This window comes from Trichocoleus sp. DQ-U1 (genome assembly GCF_039961925.1).
Lineage (GTDB): Bacteria > Cyanobacteriota > Cyanobacteriia > Cyanobacteriales > FACHB-T130 > FACHB-T130.
The window spans coordinates 25,376-51,630 of the sequence record NZ_JAMPKB010000019.1 but is presented as its reverse complement, the minus strand read 5'-3'; the positions used below and the strand labels follow the sequence as shown (position 1 = coordinate 51,630).

26 protein-coding genes and 1 pseudogene are annotated in these 26,255 nt (G+C 46.9%); 11 read left to right on the top strand and 16 right to left on the bottom strand.

The genetic code is table 11. The features are described 5' to 3' along the window. Window positions 1-833: 833 nt before the first annotated feature. The 3 genes from NDI34_RS10535 to NDI34_RS10525 form a co-directional block, all read right to left on the bottom strand. Window positions 834-1,538, bottom strand: coding sequence for an actin-binding WH2 domain-containing protein (locus tag NDI34_RS10535; protein WP_190675711.1), 705 nt, complete (start codon window positions 1,536-1,538; stop codon window positions 834-836). Between the two features lie 329 nt (window positions 1,539-1,867). Continuing rightward, the gene (locus NDI34_RS10530) at window positions 1,868-3,580 is read right to left on the bottom strand and encodes an adenylate/guanylate cyclase domain-containing protein (protein WP_242033133.1); all 1,713 of its coding nucleotides are present in this window, start codon (window positions 3,578-3,580) and stop codon (window positions 1,868-1,870) included. A 39-nt stretch (window positions 3,581-3,619) separates the two neighbouring features. Further along, a complete protein-coding gene (locus NDI34_RS10525) occupies window positions 3,620-5,179 on the bottom strand; it encodes an FAD-dependent oxidoreductase (protein ID WP_348232622.1) in 1,560 nt (519 codons plus the stop codon). A gap of 182 nt (window positions 5,180-5,361) precedes the next feature. Between NDI34_RS10525 and NDI34_RS10520 the strand changes: the two genes are divergently transcribed. Further along, the gene (locus tag NDI34_RS10520; RefSeq protein WP_348232621.1) at window positions 5,362-6,585 is read left to right on the top strand and encodes a damage-control phosphatase ARMT1 family protein; all 1,224 of its coding nucleotides are present in this window, start codon (window positions 5,362-5,364) and stop codon (window positions 6,583-6,585) included. Between the two features lie 178 nt (window positions 6,586-6,763). Continuing rightward, complete coding sequence (locus NDI34_RS10515; RefSeq protein WP_190410007.1) at window positions 6,764-7,057, top strand: hypothetical protein; 294 nt, start codon at window positions 6,764-6,766, stop codon at window positions 7,055-7,057. Between the two features lie 99 nt (window positions 7,058-7,156). On the opposite strand, the gene NDI34_RS10510 is transcribed toward NDI34_RS10515, so the two are convergent. After that, window positions 7,157-7,336, bottom strand: a complete 180-nt coding sequence (locus NDI34_RS10510) for a hypothetical protein (protein WP_348232620.1) — start codon at window positions 7,334-7,336, stop codon at window positions 7,157-7,159. 200 nt (window positions 7,337-7,536) lie between these two features. Next, window positions 7,537-7,809 (bottom strand): hypothetical protein, encoded by a 273-nt coding sequence (locus tag NDI34_RS10505; RefSeq protein WP_348232619.1) that lies wholly within the window; start codon window positions 7,807-7,809, stop codon window positions 7,537-7,539. 308 nt (window positions 7,810-8,117) lie between these two features. Here NDI34_RS10505 and NDI34_RS10500 point away from each other — a divergent pair, with 308 nt between their 5' ends. After that, window positions 8,118-9,428 (top strand): HlyD family efflux transporter periplasmic adaptor subunit, encoded by a 1,311-nt coding sequence (locus NDI34_RS10500; RefSeq protein WP_348232618.1) that lies wholly within the window; start codon window positions 8,118-8,120, stop codon window positions 9,426-9,428. Between the two features lie 107 nt (window positions 9,429-9,535). Next, window positions 9,536-10,363, top strand: coding sequence for a SirB1 family protein (locus NDI34_RS10495; RefSeq protein ID WP_190440549.1), 828 nt, complete (start codon window positions 9,536-9,538; stop codon window positions 10,361-10,363). Window positions 10,364-10,366: 3 nt separating this feature from the next. Here the strand turns inward: NDI34_RS10495 and NDI34_RS10490 are convergent, their stop codons facing one another. Continuing rightward, the gene (locus NDI34_RS10490) at window positions 10,367-10,822 is read right to left on the bottom strand and encodes an SRPBCC family protein (RefSeq protein ID WP_348232617.1); all 456 of its coding nucleotides are present in this window, start codon (window positions 10,820-10,822) and stop codon (window positions 10,367-10,369) included. Window positions 10,823-11,097: 275 nt separating this feature from the next. On the opposite strand from NDI34_RS10490, the gene NDI34_RS10485 reads away from it, so the two are divergent. Next, window positions 11,098-12,861 carry a mechanosensitive ion channel gene (locus NDI34_RS10485; protein WP_348232616.1) on the top strand — a complete coding sequence of 588 codons (1,764 nt, stop codon included), beginning with the start codon at window positions 11,098-11,100 and terminating at the stop codon, window positions 12,859-12,861. A 58-nt stretch (window positions 12,862-12,919) separates the two neighbouring features. Here the strand turns inward: NDI34_RS10485 and NDI34_RS10480 are convergent, their stop codons facing one another. Continuing rightward, the gene (locus NDI34_RS10480; RefSeq protein WP_348232615.1) at window positions 12,920-13,066 is read right to left on the bottom strand and encodes a hypothetical protein; all 147 of its coding nucleotides are present in this window, start codon (window positions 13,064-13,066) and stop codon (window positions 12,920-12,922) included. Window positions 13,067-13,069: 3 nt separating this feature from the next. Here NDI34_RS10480 and NDI34_RS10475 point away from each other — a divergent pair, with 3 nt between their 5' ends. Beyond that, complete coding sequence (locus NDI34_RS10475; RefSeq protein WP_348232614.1) at window positions 13,070-13,747, top strand: A/G-specific adenine glycosylase; 678 nt, start codon at window positions 13,070-13,072, stop codon at window positions 13,745-13,747. A gap of 599 nt (window positions 13,748-14,346) precedes the next feature. Here NDI34_RS10475 and NDI34_RS10470 read toward each other — a convergent pair. After that, a complete protein-coding gene (locus tag NDI34_RS10470) occupies window positions 14,347-15,753 on the bottom strand; it encodes a GTP-binding protein (RefSeq protein ID WP_242033884.1) in 1,407 nt (468 codons plus the stop codon). 275 nt (window positions 15,754-16,028) lie between these two features. On the opposite strand from NDI34_RS10470, the gene NDI34_RS10465 reads away from it, so the two are divergent. Next, window positions 16,029-16,292: a DUF3146 family protein gene (locus NDI34_RS10465; protein WP_190409998.1), complete on the top strand. Its 264-nt coding sequence runs from the start codon at window positions 16,029-16,031 to the stop codon at window positions 16,290-16,292. Window positions 16,293-16,348: 56 nt separating this feature from the next. On the opposite strand, the gene NDI34_RS10460 is transcribed toward NDI34_RS10465, so the two are convergent. The 3 genes from NDI34_RS10460 to ntcA all read right to left on the bottom strand — a co-directional run bounded on the left by NDI34_RS10460 (window position 16,349) and on the right by ntcA (window position 19,348). Continuing rightward, window positions 16,349-16,753, bottom strand: a complete 405-nt coding sequence (locus NDI34_RS10460; RefSeq protein WP_190527203.1) for a pre-16S rRNA-processing nuclease YqgF — start codon at window positions 16,751-16,753, stop codon at window positions 16,349-16,351. A gap of 74 nt (window positions 16,754-16,827) precedes the next feature. Beyond that, window positions 16,828-18,429 carry a DUF3084 domain-containing protein gene (locus NDI34_RS10455; RefSeq protein ID WP_348232613.1) on the bottom strand — a complete coding sequence of 534 codons (1,602 nt, stop codon included), beginning with the start codon at window positions 18,427-18,429 and terminating at the stop codon, window positions 16,828-16,830. A 247-nt stretch (window positions 18,430-18,676) separates the two neighbouring features. Next, entirely contained in the window at window positions 18,677-19,348 is a 672-nt protein-coding gene (ntcA, locus tag NDI34_RS10450; RefSeq protein ID WP_190409995.1) for a global nitrogen regulator NtcA, read from the bottom strand. Between the two features lie 379 nt (window positions 19,349-19,727). Between ntcA and fabI the strand changes: the two genes are divergently transcribed. Both fabI and hisB read left to right on the top strand, forming a co-directional pair. Further along, entirely contained in the window at window positions 19,728-20,504 is a 777-nt protein-coding gene (gene fabI / locus NDI34_RS10445; protein ID WP_190532578.1) for an enoyl-ACP reductase FabI, read from the top strand. A gap of 153 nt (window positions 20,505-20,657) precedes the next feature. Beyond that, window positions 20,658-21,302, top strand: a complete 645-nt coding sequence (gene hisB, locus NDI34_RS10440; RefSeq protein ID WP_190686061.1) for an imidazoleglycerol-phosphate dehydratase HisB — start codon at window positions 20,658-20,660, stop codon at window positions 21,300-21,302. A gap of 130 nt (window positions 21,303-21,432) precedes the next feature. On the opposite strand, the gene NDI34_RS10435 is transcribed toward hisB, so the two are convergent. The 3 genes and pseudogenes from NDI34_RS10435 to NDI34_RS10425 form a co-directional block, all read right to left on the bottom strand. Then, the gene (locus NDI34_RS10435) at window positions 21,433-22,551 is read right to left on the bottom strand and encodes a WG repeat-containing protein (RefSeq protein WP_348232612.1); all 1,119 of its coding nucleotides are present in this window, start codon (window positions 22,549-22,551) and stop codon (window positions 21,433-21,435) included. A gap of 211 nt (window positions 22,552-22,762) precedes the next feature. Next, window positions 22,763-23,164 (bottom strand): hypothetical protein, encoded by a 402-nt coding sequence (locus tag NDI34_RS10430; RefSeq protein ID WP_190409991.1) that lies wholly within the window; start codon window positions 23,162-23,164, stop codon window positions 22,763-22,765. A gap of 120 nt (window positions 23,165-23,284) precedes the next feature. Continuing rightward, window positions 23,285-23,477: pseudogene (locus NDI34_RS10425) on the bottom strand (hypothetical protein); the annotation flags it as partial. Between the two features lie 250 nt (window positions 23,478-23,727). Between NDI34_RS10425 and crcB the strand changes: the two are divergent. Together crcB and mgtE are read left to right on the top strand one after the other, a co-directional pair. Next, entirely contained in the window at window positions 23,728-24,126 is a 399-nt protein-coding gene (gene crcB / locus NDI34_RS10420) for a fluoride efflux transporter CrcB (RefSeq protein WP_348232611.1), read from the top strand. Between the two features lie 220 nt (window positions 24,127-24,346). Next, complete coding sequence (mgtE, locus tag NDI34_RS10415) at window positions 24,347-25,738, top strand: magnesium transporter (RefSeq protein WP_190430354.1); 1,392 nt, start codon at window positions 24,347-24,349, stop codon at window positions 25,736-25,738. Here the strand turns inward: mgtE and NDI34_RS10410 are convergent. Together NDI34_RS10410 and NDI34_RS10405 are read right to left on the bottom strand one after the other, a co-directional pair. Further along, window positions 25,707-25,931, bottom strand: coding sequence for a hypothetical protein (locus tag NDI34_RS10410; protein WP_190675473.1), 225 nt, complete (start codon window positions 25,929-25,931; stop codon window positions 25,707-25,709). The two genes, mgtE and NDI34_RS10410, sit on opposite strands and share 32 nt — an antisense overlap. A 48-nt stretch (window positions 25,932-25,979) precedes the next feature. Further along, window positions 25,980-26,234, bottom strand: coding sequence for a hypothetical protein (locus NDI34_RS10405; RefSeq protein WP_190440574.1), 255 nt, complete (start codon window positions 26,232-26,234; stop codon window positions 25,980-25,982). Window positions 26,235-26,255 lie beyond the last annotated feature (21 nt).

The following is a 26,255-nucleotide window of genomic DNA, read 5'->3' as shown; positions in this document are numbered from 1 at the left end:
TTAATTGTCATTGCTACCTGTTCTCCTACCTACCACTTCCAAAAACGTTCATCGCTTAACAAACCTGCAACACCTTACAGGGGCGAGACAAAGCTTCTAAAAACTTCATAACTGGAAGCGATCGCTCTCATACATCTCATAAAGCCGATGTATGACACTAGGAACTCTCGAATTCCTAATCAATCCTGATTCCAGATACTTTACATCTTGCACCTACCAAATCAAAGCTCTGCCTTGATTCCTCTCGTTCTCTAGGCTGACGCTTAGAAACGAGGGGTGGATGGATTGTTGCCTTCCCAGTTCCCAGAGTAAGGTGCAAAATGTCCGTGTTCCCTACCCTACACTCAAACATCCAAATTCAACGAACTGTAGCTTCGCCACTGAAATGAGTAGATTTCACCGCTGATCTGAGGATATTGCTATCAGTATTATCACCGATGAAATAATCCTTTACCCTAAATTTATAATTTAGGGGCTTTAAATGAAGTTTCTGTGAATTAAGCGCGATCCTGCAAGCGATCGCATCATTTTCTGATATTAATCGTGAGCCAGAATCACTTGTTAATATTATCTAGCCGAAGTTTTTTCCTTAAAAACAGTAACGATTTACTACAGAAATTACAACTATCAACTATCTATCGATAGATATAGCAGTTCTCACTTTGTTTCGATATCTACTCGTAACCTCACCCCTAACCCCTTCTCTGAAAGAGAAGAGAAGCAGGGGTGGGGTTATGTACTGCCTCCAAACAAGAATTCCGATATTTTAGCTAAGACCGAGCTAAGTAGGATGGACAATCCTGAACGTAGACAAGTGCTATTTGAGTGCAGCTTTAATTAAAACCTAGAAGGTGTCCAATTGCTTTGAAAATACTCAGATAAAAATTCCCTTCCATCGGTCGAAACAATACAAATTGTCCAGGAGTTCCAAAAAAGGGTCTGAGTGTCCAACCTAATTGACAGCCAACTAAAGCATAAAGAATTAACCAAAATTTCAGAACTCTGGTACGAGTTTCTTGTGCTGATTCGCTATCTTGTACGGACATAAACTGTATTCCCTGATAGAGGAAAGTGACGCCAGTCAATCCGGTGAGAGCAAAAATACCCACATTTAACAATACAAAAAATTGGTAGTTGTGGGCGGTCAACAGAAAAACTAGCGCTACGGGTGCCAAGCTAAATTCTAGAACGCTAATCACGGCGACAGAGGTCAGAAGCATGGCGAAATACTGTCCAATACTTTTGCTTGAGCCAAAAAGGATGCTGAAAAAATATAAAGTTGGCAAGCAAAGAATCAGCGTGATTAAGTAGAAGCAGGGAAGTTTAACAGCAGAGGACAATGCTTGTAAAAGGCTATGAGATGAACCGATAATTGCGCCATAGGCGGCAAAAAAGAGGGAACTACAAACGAGTAGAGAGGTGATTTTACTGGGAAGTCTCACGCCTTGACGAATTTCTTCCATAAATCCTTGGCGATCGCGTAGCAGCCCCATTAAGACGGTAAAGTAGTGAGTGGTTTGAAATTCTTGTTTAATCATGGTGCGATCTTTTGACTCAGAGCCAAGAGAGGTTTAATAATAAACTGGGGATGATCTACATTCCTTAACCTCGCTTTTTCGAGTTGAGCCGGAAATATTTAGAGATTGCCTTGTTCGCAGTCCTGAAAAACGAGAGAATCGCAAGTCTTCTACAAAAATCTATAGTGGAATCGCGCTAACTTCAGCCCTGAACTAAAGTTAGGGATAAGAGCGAAATTCAGTTGAAATTGGCCCAAATACTGGGGAAAAAAAGGCTTTTAACCTGTTTTAAGCTTTAGCTTTAAGGTGAGAGATTTATCTCAAGGCTCTTATATATCAGTACCATTCATCTATCGTGAATCGTCTTGATGTCTGCCTTTGAGGAGAAAGCTTTTCATCTCCCCTTTACCTTTTACTTGGATAGTTCCCCGTTCCTGAAACTGGTACTTATGCCGTAAGCGTTCATAAGTTGCTCCTGTCACTTGAATGCAACCCGCAATGCCTTGGGATTCCATACGGCTAGCAATATTCACCGTATCGCCCCACAAATCATAGATAAACTTTTTCGTGCCAATAACGCCTGCAACGACGGGACCCGTATTAATTCCAATTCGGATGGTGTAGTGTTGAGGGCGAGAAGTAGACAACGCTTCGCCAATCTTGGTACTTAAGCAAGTCATTTCCTCCAGCATATCCAGTGCCATTTCCGCGATCGCTTCCGCGTGATCTTCTGAAGGCATTGGCAGTCCTCCTACCACCATATAAGCATCTCCAATTGTCTTAATTTTCTCCAAACCGTGGCGATCTGCCAGCCGATCGAAGGCTGAGAAAATCTGATTGAGCAACTCAACCACATCAGTTGGGGAAATCCGAGCCGAAAGCTCAGTAAAACCAACAATGTCAGCAAACAATACCGTCACATCGGCAAAGTTTTCCGCAATCGTGCGCTGTTCCTGTTTTAATCGATGGGCGATCGCTTCTGGAAAGATATTCAGCAGCAGACGCTCAGATTTTTCCTGTTCTGCTTGCAAATTTTTTAAAGCAGTAGCGAAGATATTCGCAATCACCCCAGATAGCAACACCGCCGTCAATACTGTCATCGCTTGCAGTACCGTAGCTAGCGTGCTGGTTCGGGCGATTTCAAGGCGCGATCGCTGTACGTCAGCATTTGCCAACCCAATTACTTTAGTGGAAACACTTGCCGCTTGCTCGTCAAAAGTGCTGATTTTGCTTCTAATTTGAGCGTCGAGGTTGATAATTTCTCGGATCGCTAACTCGTAAGCATTCAGATACTCCCACGCCGCCGCCTTCTGAGTGGCATTGAGTTGGGGTGCTTGTTGAATTCCCTGGCGCAAACGTTCCACCGCCTCATACACCGCCTGGATTTTGTCCTCCTGACGGTTGGAGAGATATTCTTTCTCCACCGACTGCATTTCCCGATATAAAATCATCAACTCCGAACTGGCAGAGAGTTGCAGCGTGTCGTGCAATAGCCGCGAATTTTGCTCTAACCGCGCCAGTACCCCCACATCATCGATTCCCAGTGTCCCCACCAACGCCACAGCTTCTTTAAAGCTGCTAGCATAGCGCTCGACAAGCTCTACATAAGCCACCAATTCCGGATTGCTCCGACGCAAAGCATCGCTAACCTTCCCACCATTGAGTAACTCTTGCAACTGGCTGCTGATATCCAGGGCTTTGTCAATTTGCTCCCGATGCGCCTGGACATAATCCTGGCTAGCGCTGGAAAATCCCATAGAAGGCCAGCTCAAAAAAAAGTCTTTTTCCAGTTGGCGGGCGTCTTGTAAGGCGGCATCCATCTGAAATACTTTTGCCTGCACCTCAATGCTGGTGAGAATCGCCGCTTCTGTCTCTCGCACCACTGCATTCAGCGACAGCCAGCTCGTCATCGCGACTTGTGTAATCAGCAGCAGCAGCGCCACAACTGCCCAAGTAAACTTGCTGGTAATGCTCAAGCGATGCCAGAGTTTACCTAAGGATAAAGGATGAAGTCTCAAGCGTGAAGTATCAAGTGTAAAATTTCCTCTTTTAGGCTTCATCATGCTTGCCTCTATGGTTTCTTTTACCCTTACCGAAGGGCTTCACCCTAGATTCTTCAGGCTTCTATAATCGCCTCCGGAGCCATATTTCCAAGCTTGGAGGAAGCGATCGCAGTAGTATCGAGGCAGTGGCGGTAACGTCTTCGTCCACGGTTGCAGGGCGGTTGCTAGAGGATATAAAGCCGTGTAAATTCCCAAGTTTAGGTAGTGAACCATCCAATCTAGCAGCATCGGGATTCCCACTAAGGGAATAATTCGAGCCACTAATCCGGGGTAAGTCACGGCTGTTTTCAACAGGGTTTTTGATAAGGCGGGAAACTGGACAACATCTTGTAAAAATGGGCGTAATACCTCGTCTCCCAGCTGTTCCATTGCTTGAAATACACTAGAAAGCAACTGGTTGATTTGATTTGGGTCAACTTTTTGCTCGATTCCTACGCCCATTGTTTTTTGAAACAGCCAGGTTACAGCAATATTTGGCTGATAAGGTTGCAAAAGTGCCAAAGCATTCTTGTCGAGAGCATCTATTTGTAAAGCCTCGTGAATGCCTTCTGTTAACCGTTTCAGGTGCCGCGCCATCGCCCCAAACCCGCCAAAGCTGACGGGAGATTGGTTGCCACTGCTATCTCCTACGGGCAGAATGCGACTCCAAGGCATCTTTAAAGAGTTGCGGTAAGAGGGAAAGAAGCCAAACAACACCCGTTGAAATTGCAGTTGGGACACTTCTACGCCTTGATATTCGGGCAACAGGCGCAGGTATTCTTCAAAGAAGAACTCTAAACTGGGACGACTGGGGTGAGCATCCAGGTAAGTAAATAGATAAGTCGTTCTGCCATCTCGTGCTGGGAAGGCTTCCCAAAAGTATTGGCATTGATTTTGAATAGAGGTGAAAGTTGCGATCAGATCGCCGGTTTCGTTGCGAGGAAAGCCTTTGGCGCAACTCCCCACGACTAAGCAGACGCCTTCCGGTTTTTCTCCCTGTCGCACTTGCTGAACAATCGGAGAGAAATGTCCCATCGCATCGATTAACAACCGTGTTTTCATACCACCAGAGGCTTCCACCTTGACGCCATCTGAGTGAACCACTGCCCCTTCAAAGGGAGTGTTTTCAAACAACTGTCCGCCAGCAGCCAGAAACTTTGATTTGAGGGTGTCTAGGAGAAAAACGGGATCGACGCCGATATTCAGAACATCGCGCACCCATACCTCAGAACCGCCTAAAAAGGTGACGCGGGCGGGATTATACTCGGTTGCGATCGCTTGTTCTAATTCCGCTTCAGTCAGTAGATTCAGCTCTAAAAACACTTCTAACTCTTGGCGGGAGATATTCCACTCTTGCTCTCTACCGCGCAATATTCCTCTTTCAATCAAGGCAACTCGCCACCCCAACTGAGCTAATGCGGCACCGATTAAAATTCCCAAAGTGCCGCCGCAGATTATTGCATCCCAGTCTACGCTTCCTAGCGGCTCTTGGCTTTCTTTCACCACCATCGGTATTGGCGTGGTGTCTTCCTTGATGGCTTGCCAAAGGCTATCGGCTTTACGCAGTCCGAGGAGAGGATTTCCCGGTACCTGAGATAGAATCTGTTCGGTTAGGCTCATGGATATTTGCAAAAGATGCTCCCAATCCATCCTAATCGGCAACAGTTCTCAAGGTTGCGGCTTTTGGTTTGATGAGCTTGATGCGACTAAATTTCAGAGTCAATCATTGCTCTTTAAGTAAAATTACTGTGAACACATGACAAAAAGCGCGAACCGACAGGTCGGCGCTTCGCTATCACCTGATGTCACAGCAGATTTTAAAGCCTCGATTACCGCTTCCTCCACCGCTGATGATGTCGGAGGAAGGCTCTTTTGCGAACATGACGCTTCTGAAGCGAATGCCTGCGATCGCGCAGCGAGCGATCACTGAAAACGACTTTCCGGCATCGATTGTAGACAACCTGGAAACCTTGATCCGGGACTTGCCGAACGGAATCGTGCGATCGCTCAAAGATGACAATGGCCCAGATTTGGCTGCGTGGACAACATATTTGGCTCCTTTTCTGGGGAAGCGTTGGATAGACATTCCCTGGTTATTTGCAGAGTTATACTTTTTCCGGCGGATTGTGGAAGCAACCAATTACTTTCTGCCAGGATCGAGCCAAGGCGTCGATCCCTACGGATTGCAAAAACGCTTGGGTTTAGAAACGGCAATGGATTCAATCCGGGCAATCGCCGCTAGGATTGGGCATCATACAAGCGATCGCCATACTCGTTTAATCCCACTGCTCTATTTTTCACTGTGGGGCAACCGCGCCGATCTCAGCCTTTGGCCTATTGAGGCTGGAGAAAGCGATCGCAGCCGTCAGGAAATTCAGCACGAAGAGGCTCATATTTTGGTCGATGATACACCCATCATTGCGGACAGGATTGCCAGCCTTGATGGGGGAAGAATTGACTTCATCGTCGATAATGCTGGTTTTGAACTCGTCTGCGATTTGTGCTTGGCAGATTTTCTGCTAACCACTCAGGCGGCTGAGATTTCCCTGCACCTGAAGCGGTATCCTATCTTCGTCTCAGATGCGACCATTCAGGATCTGCACCACACTTTAGAGGTTTTGGCTGCTGACGTTGATGGGGAAGTGCGCTCGCTCTCTCACCGCTTGCAAGACTACATCGCTTCCGGTCGTTTGCGATGCTATGACGATTTATTTTGGACAATGCCCTTGCCTTTCTGGGAAATGCCCGAAGCTTTGCGACAAGAGTTAGCACCCGCCAGCCTAATTTTTATTAAAGGAGATGCTAACTACCGCCGCTGTTTAGGCAATCGCCACTGGGACTTTACTACCCCTTTTCAAGACATTGCCTGCTACTTCCCTGCGCCCTTGGTAGCACTACGCACCCTCAAATCTGAACTGGTGGCAGGTTTACAGCAAACTCAGATAAAAACACTTAACGAAGAAGATCCTCAGTGGTTAACCAATGGACAGCGGGGCGTCATCCAGTTCGTTGACTTTCCCGCTTAGAAGCGATCGCGAAAAGTTGCCCATACCGACTACGCACACAAAGCCGACTGCATTATTACAACCAACGGTATCAAATGCTAATCTCCCAAAAGTGGGAGGAAAAGCTGTTTTTATTTACGTAAGTTTTAAGCACGGCACAAGTTTCCAACGCTTCAAAGTTTATTTTGAGGGCAACATCATGACTGTAGGTGCAAACAACCAACCAATGCAACCTCAAGACCAATCCCTGTTTGCAGAACTATCCGAACAGGAACAAGAGGCAGTGGCTGGAGGTTTAGATTTATTCAGTTTTGACTTTGACGATTTGAAGGCTGAGATTCCCAATGGCACTCTCAATCTCAGTCCATTTAACATCAGTTTCACGATTGACGATACCAGCTATACAGCTCAACTAACAGAACCAGCAACAATATCAATCGTGGATGGAACTTTGACTGGAACTGGAGGAAATTTAACAGTTACTAGCAGTTAAATCGTCAATTTATTCGCTGCAACTATTCAGTCAAACCACATGGCAACCCCCCTATTTTAAAATTAGGGTGGGTTTTTTCATGGTTGACCAAACCCAGGCTCAAGCCACGAGTTTTTCTTTGCCATCAAGTAATAAACGCAGCATTTTTGAAAAGAGCGATCGCAAGGCGAGCATCGCATCCCTTTGAACAATTGATTGCTGATAATAATCTTTGAATAAAAGATTCTCAACACAGAAAATTCCTTCCAAAACACGTTTTTGATGCCTTGCAGATTTCATTTCCGTCCTTCAGGCAAAATAAAAAAGATGCGATAGAGCAAAACTGCTCTAGAGACTACTTACAAAAGAATATAGAATTGCGGCTTTTCTTTAAAAAGTGCCCCAATTCCATTGATTCTGCCTGAAGAACCAGCTCAATTTTGCCTTAGTAATCAATGATTTCAGGAAAAAAAGTTAATCGGACATTACTTTCAATAAGGTTATTGCAGTCCGTTGCCTCCGTCTTCAGGGAGTGTCGCTGGGATCGTTACATAACCACCTTCTTCACCAAGCCACAGGGTGATAAAATACCCCCCCTCATCGTTAACTTCCAGTGGAGTGACAACATTCCCTCCAATCGGTATGCTGCCAGGTGTCGTGGGTGTGTGAAAACCGCCTGTAATGATGGCAGCTTCCTCATCCGTGAGTTCTTCTAGAAGATTGAACTCCACGGTTTCCAGTTCGGAAAGCGCTAGATCAAAGGGATGGGGCATAAAATCCTCCTAAATTTTCAAGTGTATTGTTGTTAACTAATTAGAGTTTTACTCGGTAGCATAAATGACCGTACCCCTCTGAGGTAAGGTTTTACATCAAAACAAACACGCTTTCAACCAACGCGACTCCCAATTAATTTAAGACTTTCAAAAAATCAACAAAAAGTATTGTGTAAATTTCAGACAACAGCGTGCGCTAGTAGAAAGCAATTGACCGCTCAAATTTTAAACGATGGCAAAGAAATTAAATTTTATTTAAAGTAAATGCAATCATAGTAGAGAACACTCATGAACTAAATGGGGCAATCATGCTCACTGACAGCAACCCCGACTTTCTCCGCCCAGTCTCTAGCGACGAATTTCTTCCTCCCATCAGCCGATGGACAACGCTAGGGGGATTGTTTTTAGTCGGTACTTTTGGGGTAGCTGTGATGCTTGCCGCTTATACGCAGTACAACATTACTGTTAAAGCTGCTGCCGTTGTGCGTCCTATAGGTGAGCTGCGAATCGTGCAAGCTGCAACAGAAGGAACGATTAAAAGCATCTATGTGAAAGAAAATCAGGTCGTGAAACAAGGGGATGCGATCGCGATTTTGGATAACTCCCAACTCCAGACGAAAAAAAGCCAACTGCAAGGCAATATCCAGAATAACCAACTGCAACTGAGTCAAATCGCAGCTCAAATCAGTGCCCTTGACAGCCAGCAAAAGGCAGAGTGGAACTTGATGAATCGCAACATTGCCTCAGCGCAAGCGGATCTGGGTCGCAATCAACGAGACTATCAAGAAAAGCAAATTACAACGAAGGCAGAAGTGCAAGAAGCACAGGCATCTGTGGATTTAGCAAGGGCGCAGATGAATCAATATCAACAGCTAGCAAATACAGGTGCGATCGCTCAACTGCAAATCAAGGAAAAAGAAGAAGCTTTCAAAGCCGCGCAAGCGAGACTACAACGGGCAAAAGCCACGCTAAATCCCAGTGCGGCACCCGTAGTAATTGCTAACGAGCGAATCGCTCAAGAAAGAGCAACGGGTGAATCTACCTTAGCAACATTGAACAAAGAACGAAAAACCCTGATTCAGCGTCAAATTGAAATTCAAAATCAACTCAACAGCGACACCCGCGAACTCAAACAAATCGGGATGGAACTGCAAAAAAGCGTGATTCGTGCTCCAGCATCTGGCACCATCCTCAAACTAGAACTGCGAAATGCCTCTCAGGTGGTGCGTGCAGCCGAACCAATTGCTCAAATTGCTCCCAGCAACACGCCACTCATCGTGAAAGCGCGGGTAGCGGCTCAGGATATCGGGAAAGTGGCGGTTGGGCAAAAGGTACAAATGCGGGTTTCTGCCTATCCCTATCCCGATTATGGAACTCTCTCCGGAAAAGTGAGCGCGATCGCACCCGATGCGATCGCGCCTGAAAATAATAACGCCAACGCTCCTGCGGTTCCGCCCTCCTACGAAGTAACCATCCAGCCAGAAAAAACAAATCTGCTCAAAGGCGATCGCCCCTATCCAATTCAACCAGGGATGGAAATTGCCGCAGAGATTATTTCTAGAGAAGAAACCGTACTCACATTTATTCTTAGAAAGGCAAGGCTGCTCACCGATTTGTAGTTAGCCTGCTAGCACGGATGACTTGCTAATTATCCTTTAGTTGTAAGCGAGATAGCACGTTGTTTTCTACAATCAGAGGAAGAGTTTCGCTAAACAATTGAATTGCCATGAACTTGCCGCTGGGTCGCCTATCCTTTTATCAGGAAATTAATCAGCCAGATGAGCAAATTAATCTGGCAAAAGCTGCTCTGGACATTGCTCAGGAAGAATATCCAGACCTCGACCCGGATGAATACCTCAATGCCCTCGATACAATGGCAGCGGAGGTACAAGAACGTCTACCTGCCCAACGGTATCCCCTGCGGGTGATTCAAACTATCAATCAATATCTTTACGACGACTTAGGTTTTACTGGAAATAATGAAAACTATTACGATCCTCGCAATAGCTTTTTAAATGATGTAATTGACCGGCGCACTGGCATCCCGATCGCCCTAGCGCTAGTTTATTTAGAGATTGCACGACGCATTGATTTTCCGATGGTTGGGGTGGGGATGCCGGGGCATTTCCTGATTCGCCCGCAGTTTGAGGATGTGGGAATCTTTGTGGACGCCTTCCATCGCGGCGAGATTCTGTTTGAGCAAGATTGCAGAGATAGACTTGCAAAGATTTACCAGCAATCTGTGCAACTGCAAGCGACTTTCGTAGAACCCGTGAGTTCTCGGCGCTTTTTGACGCGGATGCTGACAAATCTGAAAATGATTTACCTGAACCGCCAGGAGTTGCAAAAAGCACTCGCCACAGTGGAACGGATTTTGCTGTTGTTCCCAGACGCACCGATGGAATTGCGCGATCGCGGTCTTCTCTACTTCCAAATGGGACGCTGGTCAGAAGCATCCCAAGATTTAAACATTTATCTGGCGATACTTCCCAATGCGGAGGATGCTGGCGTGATTCGCCAGTTACTGACACAAATCGAACAAGATATCTATTAGCCTTTAGCGATCCATCTCCTCTGCCACTCGCTTGAGACGTCGCAATTGAGCTTGCATATCGGCTTTCGTAAAGGCAGCGGCGAAGGTATTAAAACCCCAACGCACTAAAGGACTGGGAATTTCAAACTCGAAGCGATTCAGCAGGCGCGTGCCCTTTCCCGTTGCCTCTGGCTGACATTCCCAGCGATCGCGTCCTTTGAAAAATCCTTCAAATCCCCAGACGATTAGCCCTGGTTCTCGCTCCACAACTACCGTTTCGAGCGTGGGTTGCAATAAGGGAATTTGAATAATAAACCGACTTTGACTCCCCACATCTGTTCGCCACTCTCCGACGGGTTCGCACCGCAACGCCGGATTCAGCCATCGATGCATTAAGACACGATCGGTAATGCAGCGCTCAACCACCGTTGCACTAGCATTGATTTGGATAGATTGCTCGAAAACTTCAGCAGGAGACATACTATACAGACTTACTGGAAGCGAACGCTACAGAAACGCAAATCGGGAAGCACCGCTAAAAATCGCAAATATTCGACTTTTTCGGCTTATTTATCTATAAAGATAGATTAAAAACTGAGAACGCTAGTCTATATCTATCTCATCCTGTTTTAGTCGGTTTTTGATTCTCCAATGCAGTAGCTAGAGAATTTATCAGCGTAGGATAAGTCTTGGCGATTCCTGCTAAGCAGCGTAACTTTTGTATATTTGCCCATCCGACGTTAACTCAGAACACCATGAATGGAACTTGGCAAGGAATTACACTCACTCTCTTTCGAGAGGTGCCACTCAGGTTGAACGGGTTGTTAGCGCAGAGTACACCCGTACCAGCGGCGGAATCCTCTCCTGCAACCAATAATAATTTTTCGGTTGACAATATTATCTCAGGCCTCGGCCTCAACTTAGGCAATTCGCTAGTGGATCTGATTAAGGCGATCCTAGCGTTAGTCGTTGGCTTGATCGTGGCTTCACTGGCGGCGGCGGCGGTGCGAGGACTGCTGAATCGCACAAACATCGATAATCGTTTAGCAGCTTGGATTACGGGTCGCCAAGGGGCTGAAGAAGGGCCACCTGTGGAGAAATGGATCTCCAGCGTGGTGTTCTGGCTGATTATGCTCTTTGCCATCGTTGCTAGTTTACAGACTTTAAAACTAACAGCGGTTGCTGGTCCTCTTAACACTCTGTTAGAGCAAGTCACTCAGTTCATCCCCAAACTCGTTAGTGCAGCGATTCTGTTAGGAATTGCCTGGGTACTGGCAACCTTGACAAAGCTAGTGGTAACGCGGGGACTGCGGGCGCTGCGGTTAGACGAACGTTTGGGCGAACAAACGGGAGGTACGGCACCGGGGGATACGACGCCAGGGGGTACGACGCCAAGGACAAACCAGTATTCTCTGAGCGATACCTTAGGCAACGCTCTGTACTGGTTCATCTTTTTGCTATTTTTACCGCTGATCTTAGATGCCCTACAGCTACAGCAGGCACTGGGTCCGGTTAATAATCTGCTAAATCAAATTTTGGCAGCAGTACCGAATATTTTGACTGCTATCGTCATCGGTGCAGCAGGTTGGTTGCTGGCGCAGGTGGTGCGGCGGATTGTTACGAATCTGCTGACAGCAACCGGAACGGATCGGTTGGGTGCGAGATTTGGAATTTCACGGGCAACCGGCGGACAAACGCTTTCTTGGCTGATCGGGACAATTGTTTTTGTTCTGATTTTAATCCCCACCGCGATCGCTGCTCTCAATGCTTTGGGAATTGCGGCAATTTCGGTTCCGGCGATCGCCATGTTGACCCAGATTCTCAACGCGATTCCGCTAATCTTTACAGCGGCGTTGATTCTTGGCATCGCTTATGTGGTTGGACACTTTGTTTCCGAGTTAGTCACCAACATCCTCACCAGCATCGGATTCAACAATATTTTCTACTGGCTGGGACTCCAATCTAAGCCTTACACCCGCGCCACGCCAATTCTACCTCCGGCTCCAGAGGCACAGGTACCGCCTACCGGACAAGAAACTATCCTTCAGGAACCGACGCCTCCCACCCGCACCCCATCAGAACTCGCCGGGATTGTGGTATTGGTTGGCATTATGCTGTTTGCGACAGTAGCAGCAACCAATATTCTGCAAATTCCGGCGCTGACTCTTTTGGTCAGCGGCATTGTGGTGATATTAGGTCGAATTCTCGCTGGTTTGGTGGTGTTTGCGATTGGTTTGTATCTCGCGAACCTCGCCTTTAACTTGATTACCAGTTCCGGTACTCGCCAAGCGCGGATACTCGGACAAACTGCTCGGATTGCGATTATCGCCCTCGTTTCAGCAATGGCGCTGCAACAGATGGGAATTGCTAGCGATATCGTTAACTTAGCTTTTGGACTGCTTTTGGGAGCAATTGCAGTAGCGATCGCCTTGGCTTTCGGGTTGGGTAGCCGCGATGTTGCAGCTGGGCAAGTCCGCGAATGGCTGGCATCCTTTAAAGAAGATAAAACGCCTCGCTAATCACAAATTTTCTCGGTCAGTTAAACGTAGGGTGGGCATCCGTGTCCGCCCTTTTCAGTTAAAGTTGGATGGGTTGAGTGAAGACTGATGCAATCGCAATACATATAGATATAGCGAGAAATTCTTCATTTTTAACTTGATGGTGTGCTAAAGCGATCGCATCGCAATCCATCAGAGCGATCGCTCTCACTATCCGAGGAGACAAGAAATGATATTGACAGCGCCTCTCGATCCAAGCAAACTCAAATGGTTTCGCTGTCAGCTCAAGGCTTGGGCGATACAGCACCTCCGAGATTTTCCGTGGCGTCGCACACAAGACCCCTATGCAATCTTCGTGGCAGAGTTCTTGCTGCAAAAAACCAATGCGGCATTAGTCGCGCCCATTTACCAGGCGTTTATCGAGCGATACCCGACGCTGCACGACCTTGCCGCCGCACCAGTAGAAGAAGTTACCAGCCTCTTGCAACCGCTGGGGCTTTCCTTTCGAGGTGAGCGACTGTACCAGTCAATGCAACTTATCCTCGCGCAGTATGCAGGAAACATCCCCAATCGCGAAACCGAGTTGCTCTTGCTTCCCGGAGTCGGGAAGTACACGGCGCGGTCTATCTGTGCCAATGCCTTTGGACAACCTCTCGCCGTACTCGATACCAACGTTGCCCGCATCTTGGAGCGCTTTTTCGGATTGCAGGGCGGTCGAGTGAAAGGGCGGGATCGACTGCTCTGGGAGGCGGCAGAACAGGCAGCACCGACAACGCAAGTGGGAACCTGGAACTTAGCGCTTTTGGACTTTGGGGCGGCAGTTTGCACAGCTAGAAATCCTCGCTGTGTTCAGTGTCCGCTACAGAAACAATGTAATTACCTTGCCCAAGCATCTAGCGCCTCATAGCGCAAACGCTACAAGTGAAAAGGCTGCAATTCCAGTCAATTGTTATATTAGAAACTCGGTTTCTTCTAAAGTTGCCGAGCTTTTTTATTTTGTATGCTTAGCTAAAAAAATTGCCTGCGCTGTCTATAATCAGCAAGTAGGGGTAAGGTATTAAGGCGATCACGCAATCTTCCAGTGGCTTTCCGGAAATTTTAACGATTATAAAAAAATACGCGATCGATTCATTCGGAAACTTAATCTATAGCTTTACTTAATTGCTAGACATCGCTTTTTAAGCGAACCGCTCCGCTTTAGACGCAAAAAGCGCGAGCAAAGAGAAAGTTGGCAACTTATTTGTAATTCTTCTATCCTAATTTTTACTGTTTTAGTAGATATTTTTGGAACTCGCGCAGAGGACATTGTCCTCTGCGCTCCAACTAAACTGTTATGTAGTCAGACAAATACAATTACTATATTATGGCTTTAATATATACAAAGCAAGTCCTTTATTATAAGTATATTCGAGCCAAATAAACTAATCGATCAGTTGCGCTGATCGATTAGTTTGTAAATCGAGTTAGATTACTTTTAAGTAATAAAAAAACAAGCGATCGCTTGTTTTAATTGACTAACTTTGCACTCAACTCATTCTTAATCCGATTCAAAATTGAGGCTTCATCCAGTGAAGTCAGAATGCGACTTACCACGGCTTTTGGGCCATCGGGACCCCAGGAAGCGCCGTTCGCCAAGTAAGTTTTAGTGACTTGTCCAATCCCGTAAGAAGAAACCCCAGAAACACCTGCCTGAGTCACGGCAACTGATAGATAGGGACCTAAAGACACCCCACCCGTTGCGGGTGCGGAGAGTCCTAAGAGACTTTTCAGGGAACTCAGTCCCAAAGTTGCCAAAAGTTCGCTAGCACTAATTCCGCCCATACTGATGGCAATTTTTTGTAGCAGTCCCACCGCTCCAGGCTGGGTCATGGGGATGCCGTAGAGTTTAGATAAGGTGAGAATCATTGCCACGTCGATGACGGCACCGCTGAGGAGATCGACAACCGTGACCGGGTTGAGGGCGATCGCAACTGCCTTCGTCATCACCCCTTTCCAGATGATCTGATTCGCACTTTCATCGCGAATCTGCATCTTCCTAGCAATCATCTGTTCGTTCACATCATCGGCATACAGCATGGTGTTGAGCGCTACCAAAGCCTTGCCTTCTCGGTGCAAAATTTCCAGAATTTTCAGCTTCAAATCCAGAACTTGGGGCGTTCCCGGTCGTCGCTGCACTGCCCTCGTTCCGTCAGGACGGCGAACCGCCTGCGCCACCAGGGGAGAGGCGGCGACCATCACAATTTCATCTGGTGAGAGCAATTCCCGCACCCGTTCATCCCGGATTTTGCGGTAAATCGCCATCCGGTCGGCATCCGGATACTGGTCAATTTTGTTAAATACCAGCAACATCGGTTTACCGACTTCCCGCAATTGCGATAGCGCCTCGTATTCCACCTTGTTCATGTCGCCCGAAATGACAAACAGCAGCAAGTCTGCTTGTCTGGCAACTTGTCTGGCTAAGGTTTCGCGGGTTTCTCCGTCTACTTCGTCAATTCCAGGGGTGTCAATTAGCTCGATTTGGGAATTGCCCGCACTCGGCAGCGTGACTCGTAGGATATCGCTGACGCTTCCCGCCTCATTCTCCTGAGTCAGTTGCCAGCTGGCACCTTGATGGGTGCGGGTGACGCCATGAAGTGGTCCCGTTTCAAACACGTTCTGACCTAATAAGGCGTTTAGTACTGAAGATTTACCCCGTCCCACCATCCCAAAGGCGGCAATCTGGACGACTGAGCGATCTAGCTTCTCCAGCATCGTTGCCAAATCATTAATCTCGGATTCCAGTCCCGTCCGCTCTTGAGGAGTGAGATCCAGGTTATCTACCAAGTCTCGCAGAGCATTTTGCGCCTTTTTGTAATTCAGTTCTGCTTGGATGTCATCAAAGCTCAAAATGGCGTTATCTAGTTCCCGATCCAAATCTGTCGCGTCCGGGGTTTGTGAAGGGAACTGGCTGGCATTTGGGGTTCGGTCAGACGATAAACGACTCAAAATTGCACCTTTTTTGCTCAGATGTTACTCTTCTTTCATCCTAGTCAATACCGATCTAGTCTGGCACTTTCCATATCCAGAGGGATATTTTTACTCGGTTCGTGCCAGCTCAGTATCAGCTGTGAGAATGATGTTATCTCGAAGGCGATCGCAATAAGTTTAGTATTGTTGCTGAATGAAGGTATTTGATCGGCACAGCGATTGTGAGTTCTAAGCGTTTACCTCAAACTACTGCCCACGTCCGAATTACCCATCTTTCCTGGCAACGGGGCTTTCTAGCAGGGGAAGTCACGGCGGCAGAATATGAATGGCAGTTCCAGTGGTGTTTCCGACAGGGTCAATTGTCGGTGACACCTTCTTTGGGACGCGCTTTAATTCAGGAACCTCTGGGTCGATTTTTAGAACAGAAAGATTACCAGCTAGAGCCTGGAGGGGACTATGCGTTTACGATCCGGGCGGAACTTTAAAAGTTTTGAGTTTTGAGTTCAGTTTAAATTAAGAAAGTTAAGAATGACAGAGTTTCCTAGTTCCTCGTCTCTCGTTGCTTCATGTATCTTTCGATGAGGAGGATGGCAACAATGTCATCGATTGGTCGGGGTAGACTCCGCATCCCTTGGGGAATCAGGCGTCCTAAACCTTGGGGAGGGTACATTTGCCAATAGCGATCGCGTGCTTCCAATGTACTGTAGCGCTCATCTACCAGGACAATTGGCACCGACGTTGGAAATTGCTGAAGTTTCTTTTTCCAACTTTTGGAAGTGGTTTGATCGCCCATCACTAGAGTATCAATCGGAAATTTTTCACACAACTCAAGGAGCGTTGCGATCGCTGCTTCTGCTGGTACAACCTGGTGGTAATGCAGAGAATTGTCTTTCCCCACTACGGCTAAACCACACTTATCGCGCCCTGGATCGAACCCTAAAATCATCTGAATTGGCTAATCGCTAATTTACAAATGGTTAATTGCCATTAGTCATCATCTCATCACTAATGACTAATAAATTACATCCTGACCACAACTTCTCCGTCTTCAACCGCCTCCAAATTTAATTTCATGGGTCCGGCAATATAGGCGTCCTCAGCCACGACCGCTTTCAGAGAAATCGGCTTATTGTGCTTTTTCAACTGCTCGATAAACCGAATCAAGCTAACAATTCGATTATCGCCAACCTGAACTGTATCGCCCAAAATCCCCGCGCGAGTAGCTCGGAACTGGGATGCTCCAAGCAGCAGGTCAATCCGCTGCCGAATTTGTTGGTCGGTCATGTTTGAAGGATCGGCAGATGTCGTTGCTACGACTTCACCAGTGCGGAATACAACTTGATTGGGTGCGGCGTCTGCAAAGACTTGTACCTGCTTTTCTCCCTGGACATAGTTACCAGCCGAAAAAACTCGGACTACATAGTTTCGACCATCCTGAATCTGGTTGATCAGTTGCTCTACCTGTGCCTCTGTAATTTGCACGACCCGTTCGTTCGCCACCTTGTTGAGACCGGGTTGGGTCGCTTTAATCGCTGTCCGATTCGCTTCCCGTAACAGCTGCTCAATGACCTGTCGGGCTGCGGCTGGCTCGACAATACGAAAAACGCCAGCCGCCAGAACCTGACCGCGCAGCAGTGCCAGACTACCCTGACGCAAAGTTTGATAAGACTGGTAATACTGTTCTAAGGTTGCCACTTCCTGCTCTAGGGAAGCTTGTTGTTTTTCGAGTTCTTTAAGGCGATTTTCTCGCTGGGCAATCACCTCATCTCGTTGAGAAATTTTGTTATCAAGTAGAGATAAGGCTTTGTCTCGCTGGGCAATTTGCTCATCGCGATCGCTCAGGCTCTTCCGAAAGGTAGCAAGTTTCTCATCAAGTTCCACAAGGGCTTGATCCCGCTTGAGAATTTGCTCATCGCGTTGGCTAATTGCTCGGTCTTGCTGGGCAATTTTTTGGTCGCGCTGAGTCACTTTCGCTTTGAATTCAGTAATTTCAGCTCTGACTTGATTTCGCTGCTGGAGCAATTCTTGGCGTTCTGCTTGAAGTTGTTGGATTTCGGAACGTAGCGTCTTGGCTTGCCCTGAGACAGATGTAAGCTGTTTTTGGGTTTGCTGAAAGCTGCTGGCAACCCGGGTCAGTTCGCTTTGAGTCTGATTTAGTTGCGCCTCCGTCTGGCCTTGTTTAGCCAGCGCGGCTGCCAAAGATCGATTAATCGCATCTAAGCGCTGCTGGGCGACAGATTGCTGGGTGCGAGCCTGAGCGAGTTCCTTCTCTACTTGCTCTTTTTGGGCGGCGGTTTTAGCAAGTTCGCTTTCGGTCTTCCGTTTCTGCTCGTTTGCTTTGGCAATATCCTTACTTGCTGTTTTGAGTTTTTTCTGGACTTCTTGAAGTCTAAAAACTCCAATCCGCAATTGTTCGCTGGTCGCGAAGATGATTGTTAGTGTTGAGGCAGAAATCGTTAGTCCCGTTAGAATCGTTACTAAAACAGCTGTTTTGCGGGGACGCAGATTGAACAACGACAGGCGTGCTTTTCCCACGCGCGTGCCAATGCGATCGCCCACCGTTGCGATGACGCTTCCCAACACTAAAATAGACAAAATCAGGAAGAGCGCACTGTCGGTCATTGTCTGCTACAGTCATTCCAGTTACAGCCTATCGCATCGCAGGCTAGAGAAAGGGTTAACAGGAATTAAAGATCGAAGGTGAAATCGGAAAGGTTAAAGGTTGGAAGGTTGAAAACTATCCGCTTAAAACCTGACACCTTTTAACTCAACTCCCGACTAAATGTTAAAACTGGATAACCTGCTCGCGCTACCATGCCGTTTTAACCAACAACCTAACCTACAACCTGACGAGAGCCTCTAGCTGTTTTCAAGTAAACTGCTGACTCAGTGTAACTGGGTTGTGTACCGTAATTTTTTTCTTGTGGATAGAAATCATTTTTTCCTCCCGCAAATCTCCCAGTAAGCGGGTGACAGTTACCCTGGTGGAGCCGATTGCTTCTGCGATCGCTTGATGAGAAAGCTTCAGATCGATCGTAATTCCATTGGCGGTAGGAACGCCAAAATCACGGCACAGAATCAATAGAAAACTCACCAAGCGGGATCCCATATCTCGGTGAGCTAATGTCTCAATCATCATTTCTGTTTGCAAAATGCGCGAAGAAAGCCCTCGCAGCATCAACATCGATAGCTCCGGATTATCCTTGAGCGATTGCTCTACCTGATCGATCGGTGCCGAAAGCAGCTCCACTGGCGTAAATGCTACAGCGTGATAAAACCGATCCGAACGATGCCCTGTAATTAAGGACAGTACTCCAAAAACGCTGTTTTCTCGCAGCAGCGCCACGGTAATTTCTTCCCCAGCTTCATACACGCGAGACAGCTTTACTGCACCTTTGAGCAAAAAGTATACCCGTTCAGCCGGGTCTCCTGGGAAAAAGATCGTCTTGCCCCGCTCAAAAGTTTCCACCACGGGTGGAAACGCCCCACCTCCCAGTTGACGGAACACAGCTGCTAGCGGTCTATCTTGCGTCACTGCCACTTCCTTTTTCCTAAATGCTGCCCTACAGACTTCTGCAACTTTCTGTCGGAGGAACTTTAACCATAGCAAAACAACTATGAGAGTTTTCTGACATTAGACACAGATAAACTGACTTCCAAGCGGTTTTTGTGCTATTTGATACAAAATTTTAAAGTAGTTTCCCCGGCTACCTTCTTTAGTTCTCTCCCTGCTCAAGGCAAGTAAGATTATGACGGAAAATGTTGATATCTTGACAGTATCTGCGCTATCGGGTGGGATGCATGGTGAGTAAGGAGGCACGCTCCTTACCCGTACTAGACAGCCTCGCTCCGGGCGATCGCGATCTTGAATACTCCCCTAAATCGGATATCCTCTAATATTGCCTTCAAAATCGACATTTATGCTAGATTTAACCGGAAAAAACGCCCTTGTCACCGGCATTGCCAACAATCGATCGATCGCCTGGGGGATTGCTCAGCAACTGCACCAAGCGGGTGCGAATCTAGGAGTGACTTACCTGCCAGACGACCGAGGCCGCTTTGAAAAAAAAGTGGCAGAGTTGGTAGAACCCCTCAACCCCAGCTTATTTTTACCCTGCGATGTCCAGAATGAGACCCAAATTCAGTCTACATTTGACGCCATCCGCGATAAGTGGGGCAAGCTAGACATCCTGATCCATTGTCTTGCTTTTGCGAACAAGGAAGATTTATCAGGTGATTTTAGTACCACTACCCGTGCTGGCTTCACCCAAGCTCTAGAAATTAGTACCTATTCGCTGGTACAACTTGCTGGGTCAGCAAAACCACTGATGACAGAAGGTGGCAGCATTGTCACGCTGACTTATCTAGGCGGCGTTAAGGTGATCCCCAACTACAACGTAATGGGAATTGCCAAGTCTGGATTGGAAATGAGTGTCCGTTACCTGGCATCTGAATTAGGTCCACAGAATATTCGCGTGAATGCAATTTCGGCAGGTCCTATCCGCACTTTGGCATCGTCGGCGGTAGGTGGCATTCTGGATATGATCCATCACGTTGAGGAAGTAGCACCGCTGCGACGCACTGTAACTCAGAAAGAAGTGGGAAATGCGGCTGCTTTCTTGTGTAGCGATTTGGCAAGTGGCATTACAGGTCAGGTGCTATATGTCGATGCGGGATACGAGATTATGGGGATGTAAAAAGAATCAAACATTAAAAATTAAAAATTAAAAAGCAAAGATTCTGCTAATTTTTAATTTTTAATTTTGCATTTTTAAGGCTTTCGCGTCTCCCAAATGCTCAGTAACGTAGGATAATAAACTTAACTTTATTTTCTTGAGTGAGCATCTGCGATGCAGGCACGCGATCGCCAATTTCCACCTTCTCCAAGCATTGAACAGCTTTTGTCTCCTCGCATGGCAAGGGTTCCCCGCAAGACGGGCGAAACGGATGTTATCGTCACCGTCAAATTAGACGGGAATGGCACTTGCAATGCCAAAACCGGCATTCCGTTTTTAGACCATATGCTGCATCAAATCGCCTCTCACAGCCTGATTGATTTGGATGTAGCCGCGACGGGAGACTTGGAAATTGATGACCACCATACCAATGAAGATGTGGGAATTACCCTAGGAATGGCGTTGCATCAAGCACTGGGCGATCGCAAAGGAATTGTCCGATTTGGGAATTTCCTCGCCCCTCTCGATGAAGCGTTGGTTCAGGTAGCGTTAGATTTTTCCGGACGCCCCCACCTCAGCTATGGCTTAGAGATTCCCACTCAGCGAGTCGGGACTTATGACACCCAGCTGGTGCGGGAATTTTTTGTGGCGTTGGTCAATCACAGCCAGATGACGCTGCACATTCGCCAACTCGATGGAATTAATTCGCACCACATTATTGAAGCGACGTTCAAAGCGTTTGCGCGATCGCTCCGCATGGCAATCGAAGTTGATCCCCGTCGTGGCGGTACGATCCCCAGTTCTAAAGGCGTGTTATAGGTCTCCTTGCAAATACACTCCGATAAAGGCAACGAGAGCCGGGGAAATCCTCACCAGGCTCTCGCTTCATTCTGCTGAAGTTTCCGCGACCACTGACTCTCAATTCTTCTATGTCTTCAGAAATGAGAACTTATGGAAGAGGTTTGCGGATATAGCCATATTTATTGCCAATCTTAACTTTTGCTAGCCCTTGCGAAAAAGATTGAGCGCTATCAAATTGGGGTTTAATTACGAATTTGCCACTCTTATTGATATAGCCCCATTTGTCGCCGTTCTTTACCGCTGCTAGGTCTTCTGAAAAGTTATAAATATTATCAAATTGTGGGGGAATGACAACATTGCTTGCCTTGTCAATATAGCCTACCTTAGTGTCTATCGTTATGCCCGCCAGCCCTTGAGAAAAGTCCCCAGCCCAATCAAATTGGAGTGGAATAACAAGATATCCCATTCTGTCAATATAGCCCCACTTATTATTACTGGATATCACTGCTAGTCCTTCCGAAAAAAACTTAGCTTCCTCAAATTCCAACGGAACAATAACGTCTCCCCGATTATCGATATAGCCCCATTTGTTGTCTTTTTTGACTGGCGCGAGTCCTAGGGCTGATTCACTGCGATCGCTTATAGAAAAAGATTCAGCAACATCAAACTGGGGCTGAATGACGAAGTTGCCTTTCTTGCCGATATAGCCCCACTTTTTACCGATTTCTACCGCCGCCAGCGCTAACGCAGTGCGATCGCTTATAGAAAAAGATTCAGCAATATCAAATTTTGGGTTAATTACCAAGTTGCCTTTCTTATCAATATATCCCCACTTTCCATCTATCTTTACCGCTGCCAGCCCTTGAGAAAAATTCTTAGCCAAATCATATTTTGGTTTAATGACTAAGTTGCTACTCTTATTGATATAGCCCCACTTGTTCTTTAGTTTGATAGCCGCTAACCCTTGGAAAAAAGATTCGGCATTATCAAATTGAGGTTTGATTGCGAAGTTGCCTTTATTATCAAGATAGCCCCATTGGCCGTCTATTTTGACTGCTGCTAGCTCTTCTGAAAATGAATCAGCCCAGCTAAATTTAAGCAGGATGACTATTTGCGAATTACGGGCTTGTCCCTCAGTTGCATCAAAATTAACTTGAGAAGTCCGAAAATTTGAGATGGCTTCACATCCAGAAATTAGAGCGATCGCTAATCCAAACAGAAGGCTGGCAACCGCGACAAGCAATCTGTTGTGAGTTGCAATTTTCATAAAAGTACCCTATCCAATCGCAGCCAAGATTTAAGTAATCAATATTTGTTAATCATCTGAAGTAAACCCTGTTATTGTCAGTGAAATTCTAAAGCTTGCTGGTAATGCCTGACTAGATTAGGCTATCCGAATTTAGAATTAAAAAATTAGAAAGGCACCCAGCTAGCTGAGTGCCCCTGTTTTATATCGGCGCGTGATTACTGTTTCAACATCAAGAAGGGGTGCGAGGAGCTGTCAGGACATCCCAAGCCGCTTTAGCAGCTTCGGCAAGGCGATCGCCTAAAGTTGACACTTCCTTCACGATGGACTCCCAGTTCTTCTCTGCATCCATTTGAATGAGTTTAATCGAGTATGAAATTCGCTCTGGATCGAACAACTTATCCTGTTCAATCTTCTCCCGTGCTTGTTTCACTGCATTGAGATAGGCATCGCGAGTATATTCGGTAGCAGATTTTGTTTCTACCTGCGCCCGTTTTTTAATGGCGTCAATCAGCGCCATCGTTTCACGCTTCAAATCTTCGGATTCGCCTGCCATATTTTCATCAACGATAGCCTTTGTCTCCGGGCTAACTGTTATGGCGGTTTCTGTATTATTAGGGACTTCTGTATTCATGGCTACATCTCATGAGTAGAGTTTTGAGTGAAAAAGATTAGCTTTTAGTAAGGTTCGGCTACTAATTTCACAAACCGGAAAATTGAAGAAATGCTAGTACAGACCAATAAATCATCAGCGGTAGCTAACTATTGGGGCAAGAAACGCGATCGCACGACCAATTGTGACAGCAACGGCTTGAGTTAACGTGTCGCGATTGTAGATATGGTAGAGTTCGTAAGTTCGTCACAGCTACTAAAGCAATCCCTACCAAGGCACCCGTCCAACCACCAATGAACCAGTAGCTGACGGTAATGATTGGCGCACTAAACAGACCTAATTAGGCAACGGTTTTAAACTGATTCACTCCGCTTGCTCTCGTTGAAGGCATCTGCTTAAATAAAGGGCTATATCAGAAATAGCATTTCTGTAGTATATTTCCTTCAGCCTATCGGTATAATTTCAGAGGGTTATGGGAAAAAACGATAGCAAAGGTACGGGTTAACCAACCTAACCTCCTAGGAGAAATCGCTGGATTGGAGACCCTTCATTCCCCCAGTCCGAGAGTCTAATTTTCAAGTTAAATGCTCCAAGACCCCGCGATTCGTCATCCCATTGCCATCAGTTTAGGAGCGATCGCTGGAGCATTGAGTCGCTACTATCTCACCCTCTGGTTTGCCCAACGCTTCGGCACCAGCTTTCCCTACGGCACCTTTTTTATCAACCTTACAGGTTGCTTTGGGATGGGTTTTTTTGTCACTCTCGCCTTAGAACGGGTAGCGAATATTCCTCTAGATGTGCGATTGATGGTAACGACCGGCTTTTTAGGAGCTTACACAACTTTCTCCACTTATGGGTTAGAAACAGCTACTCTACTGCGCGATCGCAGTTATGCCGCCGCCGGTATTTACTGGGCAGGTAGCGCCATATTTGGAATTATTAGCGTTCAGCTAGGCACGCTTCTGGCTCGGAGCGGGCGGTAGAAAAAACCCTATGACTGCTTAGCACACACCATTCCCAGAGCCTTCAATCTCGATCCTTGGAGACTAGACTGGTGCAGGAAAAATATCAACAATTGATTAAGTAGGGCGGTTGGCTCTCATTGGTGCTGCATTTACTCTTAAATCCCACGAAAACAACCGTACCAATGCCCTTTAGACTAAAAGCAGCAACAAACTTAACACTGGATTAAGAGGGTCTACCTTGACTGACACCAATACTCCTTTCCAGACAGTCTCGCGCAGCGAACTCCGGCAGCTCGTCCGAATGCAGCTGCAAATGCTGCTTGAGGCGGAAGACCTTCAGGGGGCAAAAGCAATCCTCGTCCCGGTGCAACCGGCGGACATTGCAGAAGCCATTGAAGGGTTGCCAGAGGCGATGCAAGCGATCGCCTTTCGCTTGCTCTCCAAAGACGAGGCGATCGAAGTTTATGAATATCTCGACTCCAGCGTGCAGCAGGCGCTGATTGAGGAATTCCGGCGGCAGGAAGTTCTGGACATTGTTGATAAAATGTCCCCTGATGACCGGGCACGACTTTTTGACGAACTGCCCGCTACCGTTGTCCGTCGTCTGCTCGAACAGCTCACCCCCACCGAACGCCAAGCGACAGCTCAGTTGTTGGGTTACGAGGCTGGTACTGCTGGACGATTGATGACACCAGAGTATATCTCTTTGAAAGAAAACATGACGGTGGCGGAAACGCTGGAGCGAATTCGCAGTTTAGCCCATGCTACTGAGATTATTTATTACCTCTATATTACGGATGCTGCTCGTCACTTGTCGGGCATTTTATCCTTACGCGATTTGGTAATCGCCAATCCCGATCAGAAGATTGGGGACATTATGACCCGTGATGTAGTATGCGTTTATACCAGCGATGACCAGGAAGAAGTGGCGCGGCTGATCGGGCGCTATGACTTTCTCGCTGTCCCGGTGGTAGACCGGGAAAAGCGTTTGGTGGGCATTGTCACCGTTGATGACGTGATTGACATCATCGAACAAGAAACGACAGAGGATATTTACAAACAGGGCGGTCTCCAGTCGGGGGGCGACAATTATTTCCAGACGGATTTGCTCACAGTGGCTCGCAAGCGTGTCGTCTGGTTGTTCGTCTTGCTACTAACTAATACTGTCACCGGCACGATTATCAAAGCGGAAGAGGAAATTCTTCGGCAAGTGGTATCGCTGGCGGCGTTTATTCCCTTGTTAACTGGCACTGGCGGGAATGTCGGTTCTCAATCCTCGACAGTCGTGATTCGGGGCTTAAATACCGAAGAACTTCGAGAAATGGGGCCAGCACAGGTGGTAATGCGAGAAGCGATCGCTGGGGCACTCCTGGGAGTGATGTTAGGCACCGTGGCAACGTTATGGGCTTTCTGGCTGCTGAATGGAGATTGGTCAGTCTCGCTGGCTGTAGGGATTAGTTTGGTGGCTATCTCGGTTTTGGCATCAGTTGCAGGTTCCGGTCTTCCGTTCATCTTCCGCGCCGTCGGGTTAGATCCGGCTTTGATGTCAGCGCCGTTTATTACAACGGCAGTTGATGTATTGGGCGTACTGATTTACTTTAATTTGGCGCGGCTAATTTTGAAGTTGTAGAAGCGAGTAACTGGGTATTCAGTTGAATCAGGAAGTTATGAGAAGGTGATATCAAATCCGCTTGAGCAACCAGTGCATTCTTGTCGGCGTAGCGTCCTGAAAGGGTATAGAACCATAATTCCTGCGGCTTCGCTTTTCCCTCGCCGCTGACAAAGAGGGTTTGGGGATGAGCTTTCAAATGATGGTGATTCAAACGAATTTGATATACGTAAAATTAAACGTTGCGGATGAAATTTCGCGTCTACAATTCTGTTGCTGTATCAGGAGCAACAATTTCCCCTTCCATACTCATTAAAGAGTCTTGATCGGTAATCAGATCGCTCAACTCATGGAAAGTGACGCCCATATCTTCACAAGCTTTCTTGAGTTCTCGCTTAAAGGTGCCTAAATCCTCACCATAGCCTGACAAATGAGCCGCAGTTTCAACTCCCTGTTTTGCATTTGCTTTAGCACAATCAACCAGCTCTAAACCTTTCAGAGGTATTGGTGAGGCCATAAGTAGTTTTGAATCTTAAGT

Coding starts and splice junctions, on each gene's coding strand:
- NDI34_RS10535 (WP_190675711.1), bottom strand. CDS start 1,538: ATGATTAAACAAGAATTTCAAACCACTCACTACTTTACCGTCTTAATG.
- NDI34_RS10530 (WP_242033133.1), bottom strand. CDS start 3,580: ATGATGAAGCCTAAAAGAGGAAATTTTACACTTGATACTTCACGCTTG.
- NDI34_RS10525 (WP_348232622.1), bottom strand. CDS start 5,179: ATGAGCCTAACCGAACAGATTCTATCTCAGGTACCGGGAAATCCTCTC.
- NDI34_RS10520 (WP_348232621.1), top strand. CDS start 5,362: ATGTCACAGCAGATTTTAAAGCCTCGATTACCGCTTCCTCCACCGCTG.
- NDI34_RS10515 (WP_190410007.1), top strand. CDS start 6,764: ATGACTGTAGGTGCAAACAACCAACCAATGCAACCTCAAGACCAATCC.
- NDI34_RS10510 (WP_348232620.1), bottom strand. CDS start 7,336: ATGAAATCTGCAAGGCATCAAAAACGTGTTTTGGAAGGAATTTTCTGT.
- NDI34_RS10505 (WP_348232619.1), bottom strand. CDS start 7,809: ATGCCCCATCCCTTTGATCTAGCGCTTTCCGAACTGGAAACCGTGGAG.
- NDI34_RS10500 (WP_348232618.1), top strand. CDS start 8,118: ATGCTCACTGACAGCAACCCCGACTTTCTCCGCCCAGTCTCTAGCGAC.
- NDI34_RS10495 (WP_190440549.1), top strand. CDS start 9,536: ATGAACTTGCCGCTGGGTCGCCTATCCTTTTATCAGGAAATTAATCAG.
- NDI34_RS10490 (WP_348232617.1), bottom strand. CDS start 10,822: ATGTCTCCTGCTGAAGTTTTCGAGCAATCTATCCAAATCAATGCTAGT.
- NDI34_RS10485 (WP_348232616.1), top strand. CDS start 11,098: ATGAATGGAACTTGGCAAGGAATTACACTCACTCTCTTTCGAGAGGTG.
- NDI34_RS10475 (WP_348232614.1), top strand. CDS start 13,070: ATGATATTGACAGCGCCTCTCGATCCAAGCAAACTCAAATGGTTTCGC.
- NDI34_RS10460 (WP_190527203.1), bottom strand. CDS start 16,753: ATGATTTTAGGGTTCGATCCAGGGCGCGATAAGTGTGGTTTAGCCGTA.
- NDI34_RS10455 (WP_348232613.1), bottom strand. CDS start 18,429: ATGACCGACAGTGCGCTCTTCCTGATTTTGTCTATTTTAGTGTTGGGA.
- fabI (WP_190532578.1), top strand. CDS start 19,728: ATGCTAGATTTAACCGGAAAAAACGCCCTTGTCACCGGCATTGCCAAC.
- hisB (WP_190686061.1), top strand. CDS start 20,658: ATGCAGGCACGCGATCGCCAATTTCCACCTTCTCCAAGCATTGAACAG.
- NDI34_RS10435 (WP_348232612.1), bottom strand. CDS start 22,551: ATGAAAATTGCAACTCACAACAGATTGCTTGTCGCGGTTGCCAGCCTT.
- NDI34_RS10430 (WP_190409991.1), bottom strand. CDS start 23,164: ATGAATACAGAAGTCCCTAATAATACAGAAACCGCCATAACAGTTAGC.
- crcB (WP_348232611.1), top strand. CDS start 23,728: ATGCTCCAAGACCCCGCGATTCGTCATCCCATTGCCATCAGTTTAGGA.
- NDI34_RS10405 (WP_190440574.1), bottom strand. CDS start 26,234: ATGGCCTCACCAATACCTCTGAAAGGTTTAGAGCTGGTTGATTGTGCT.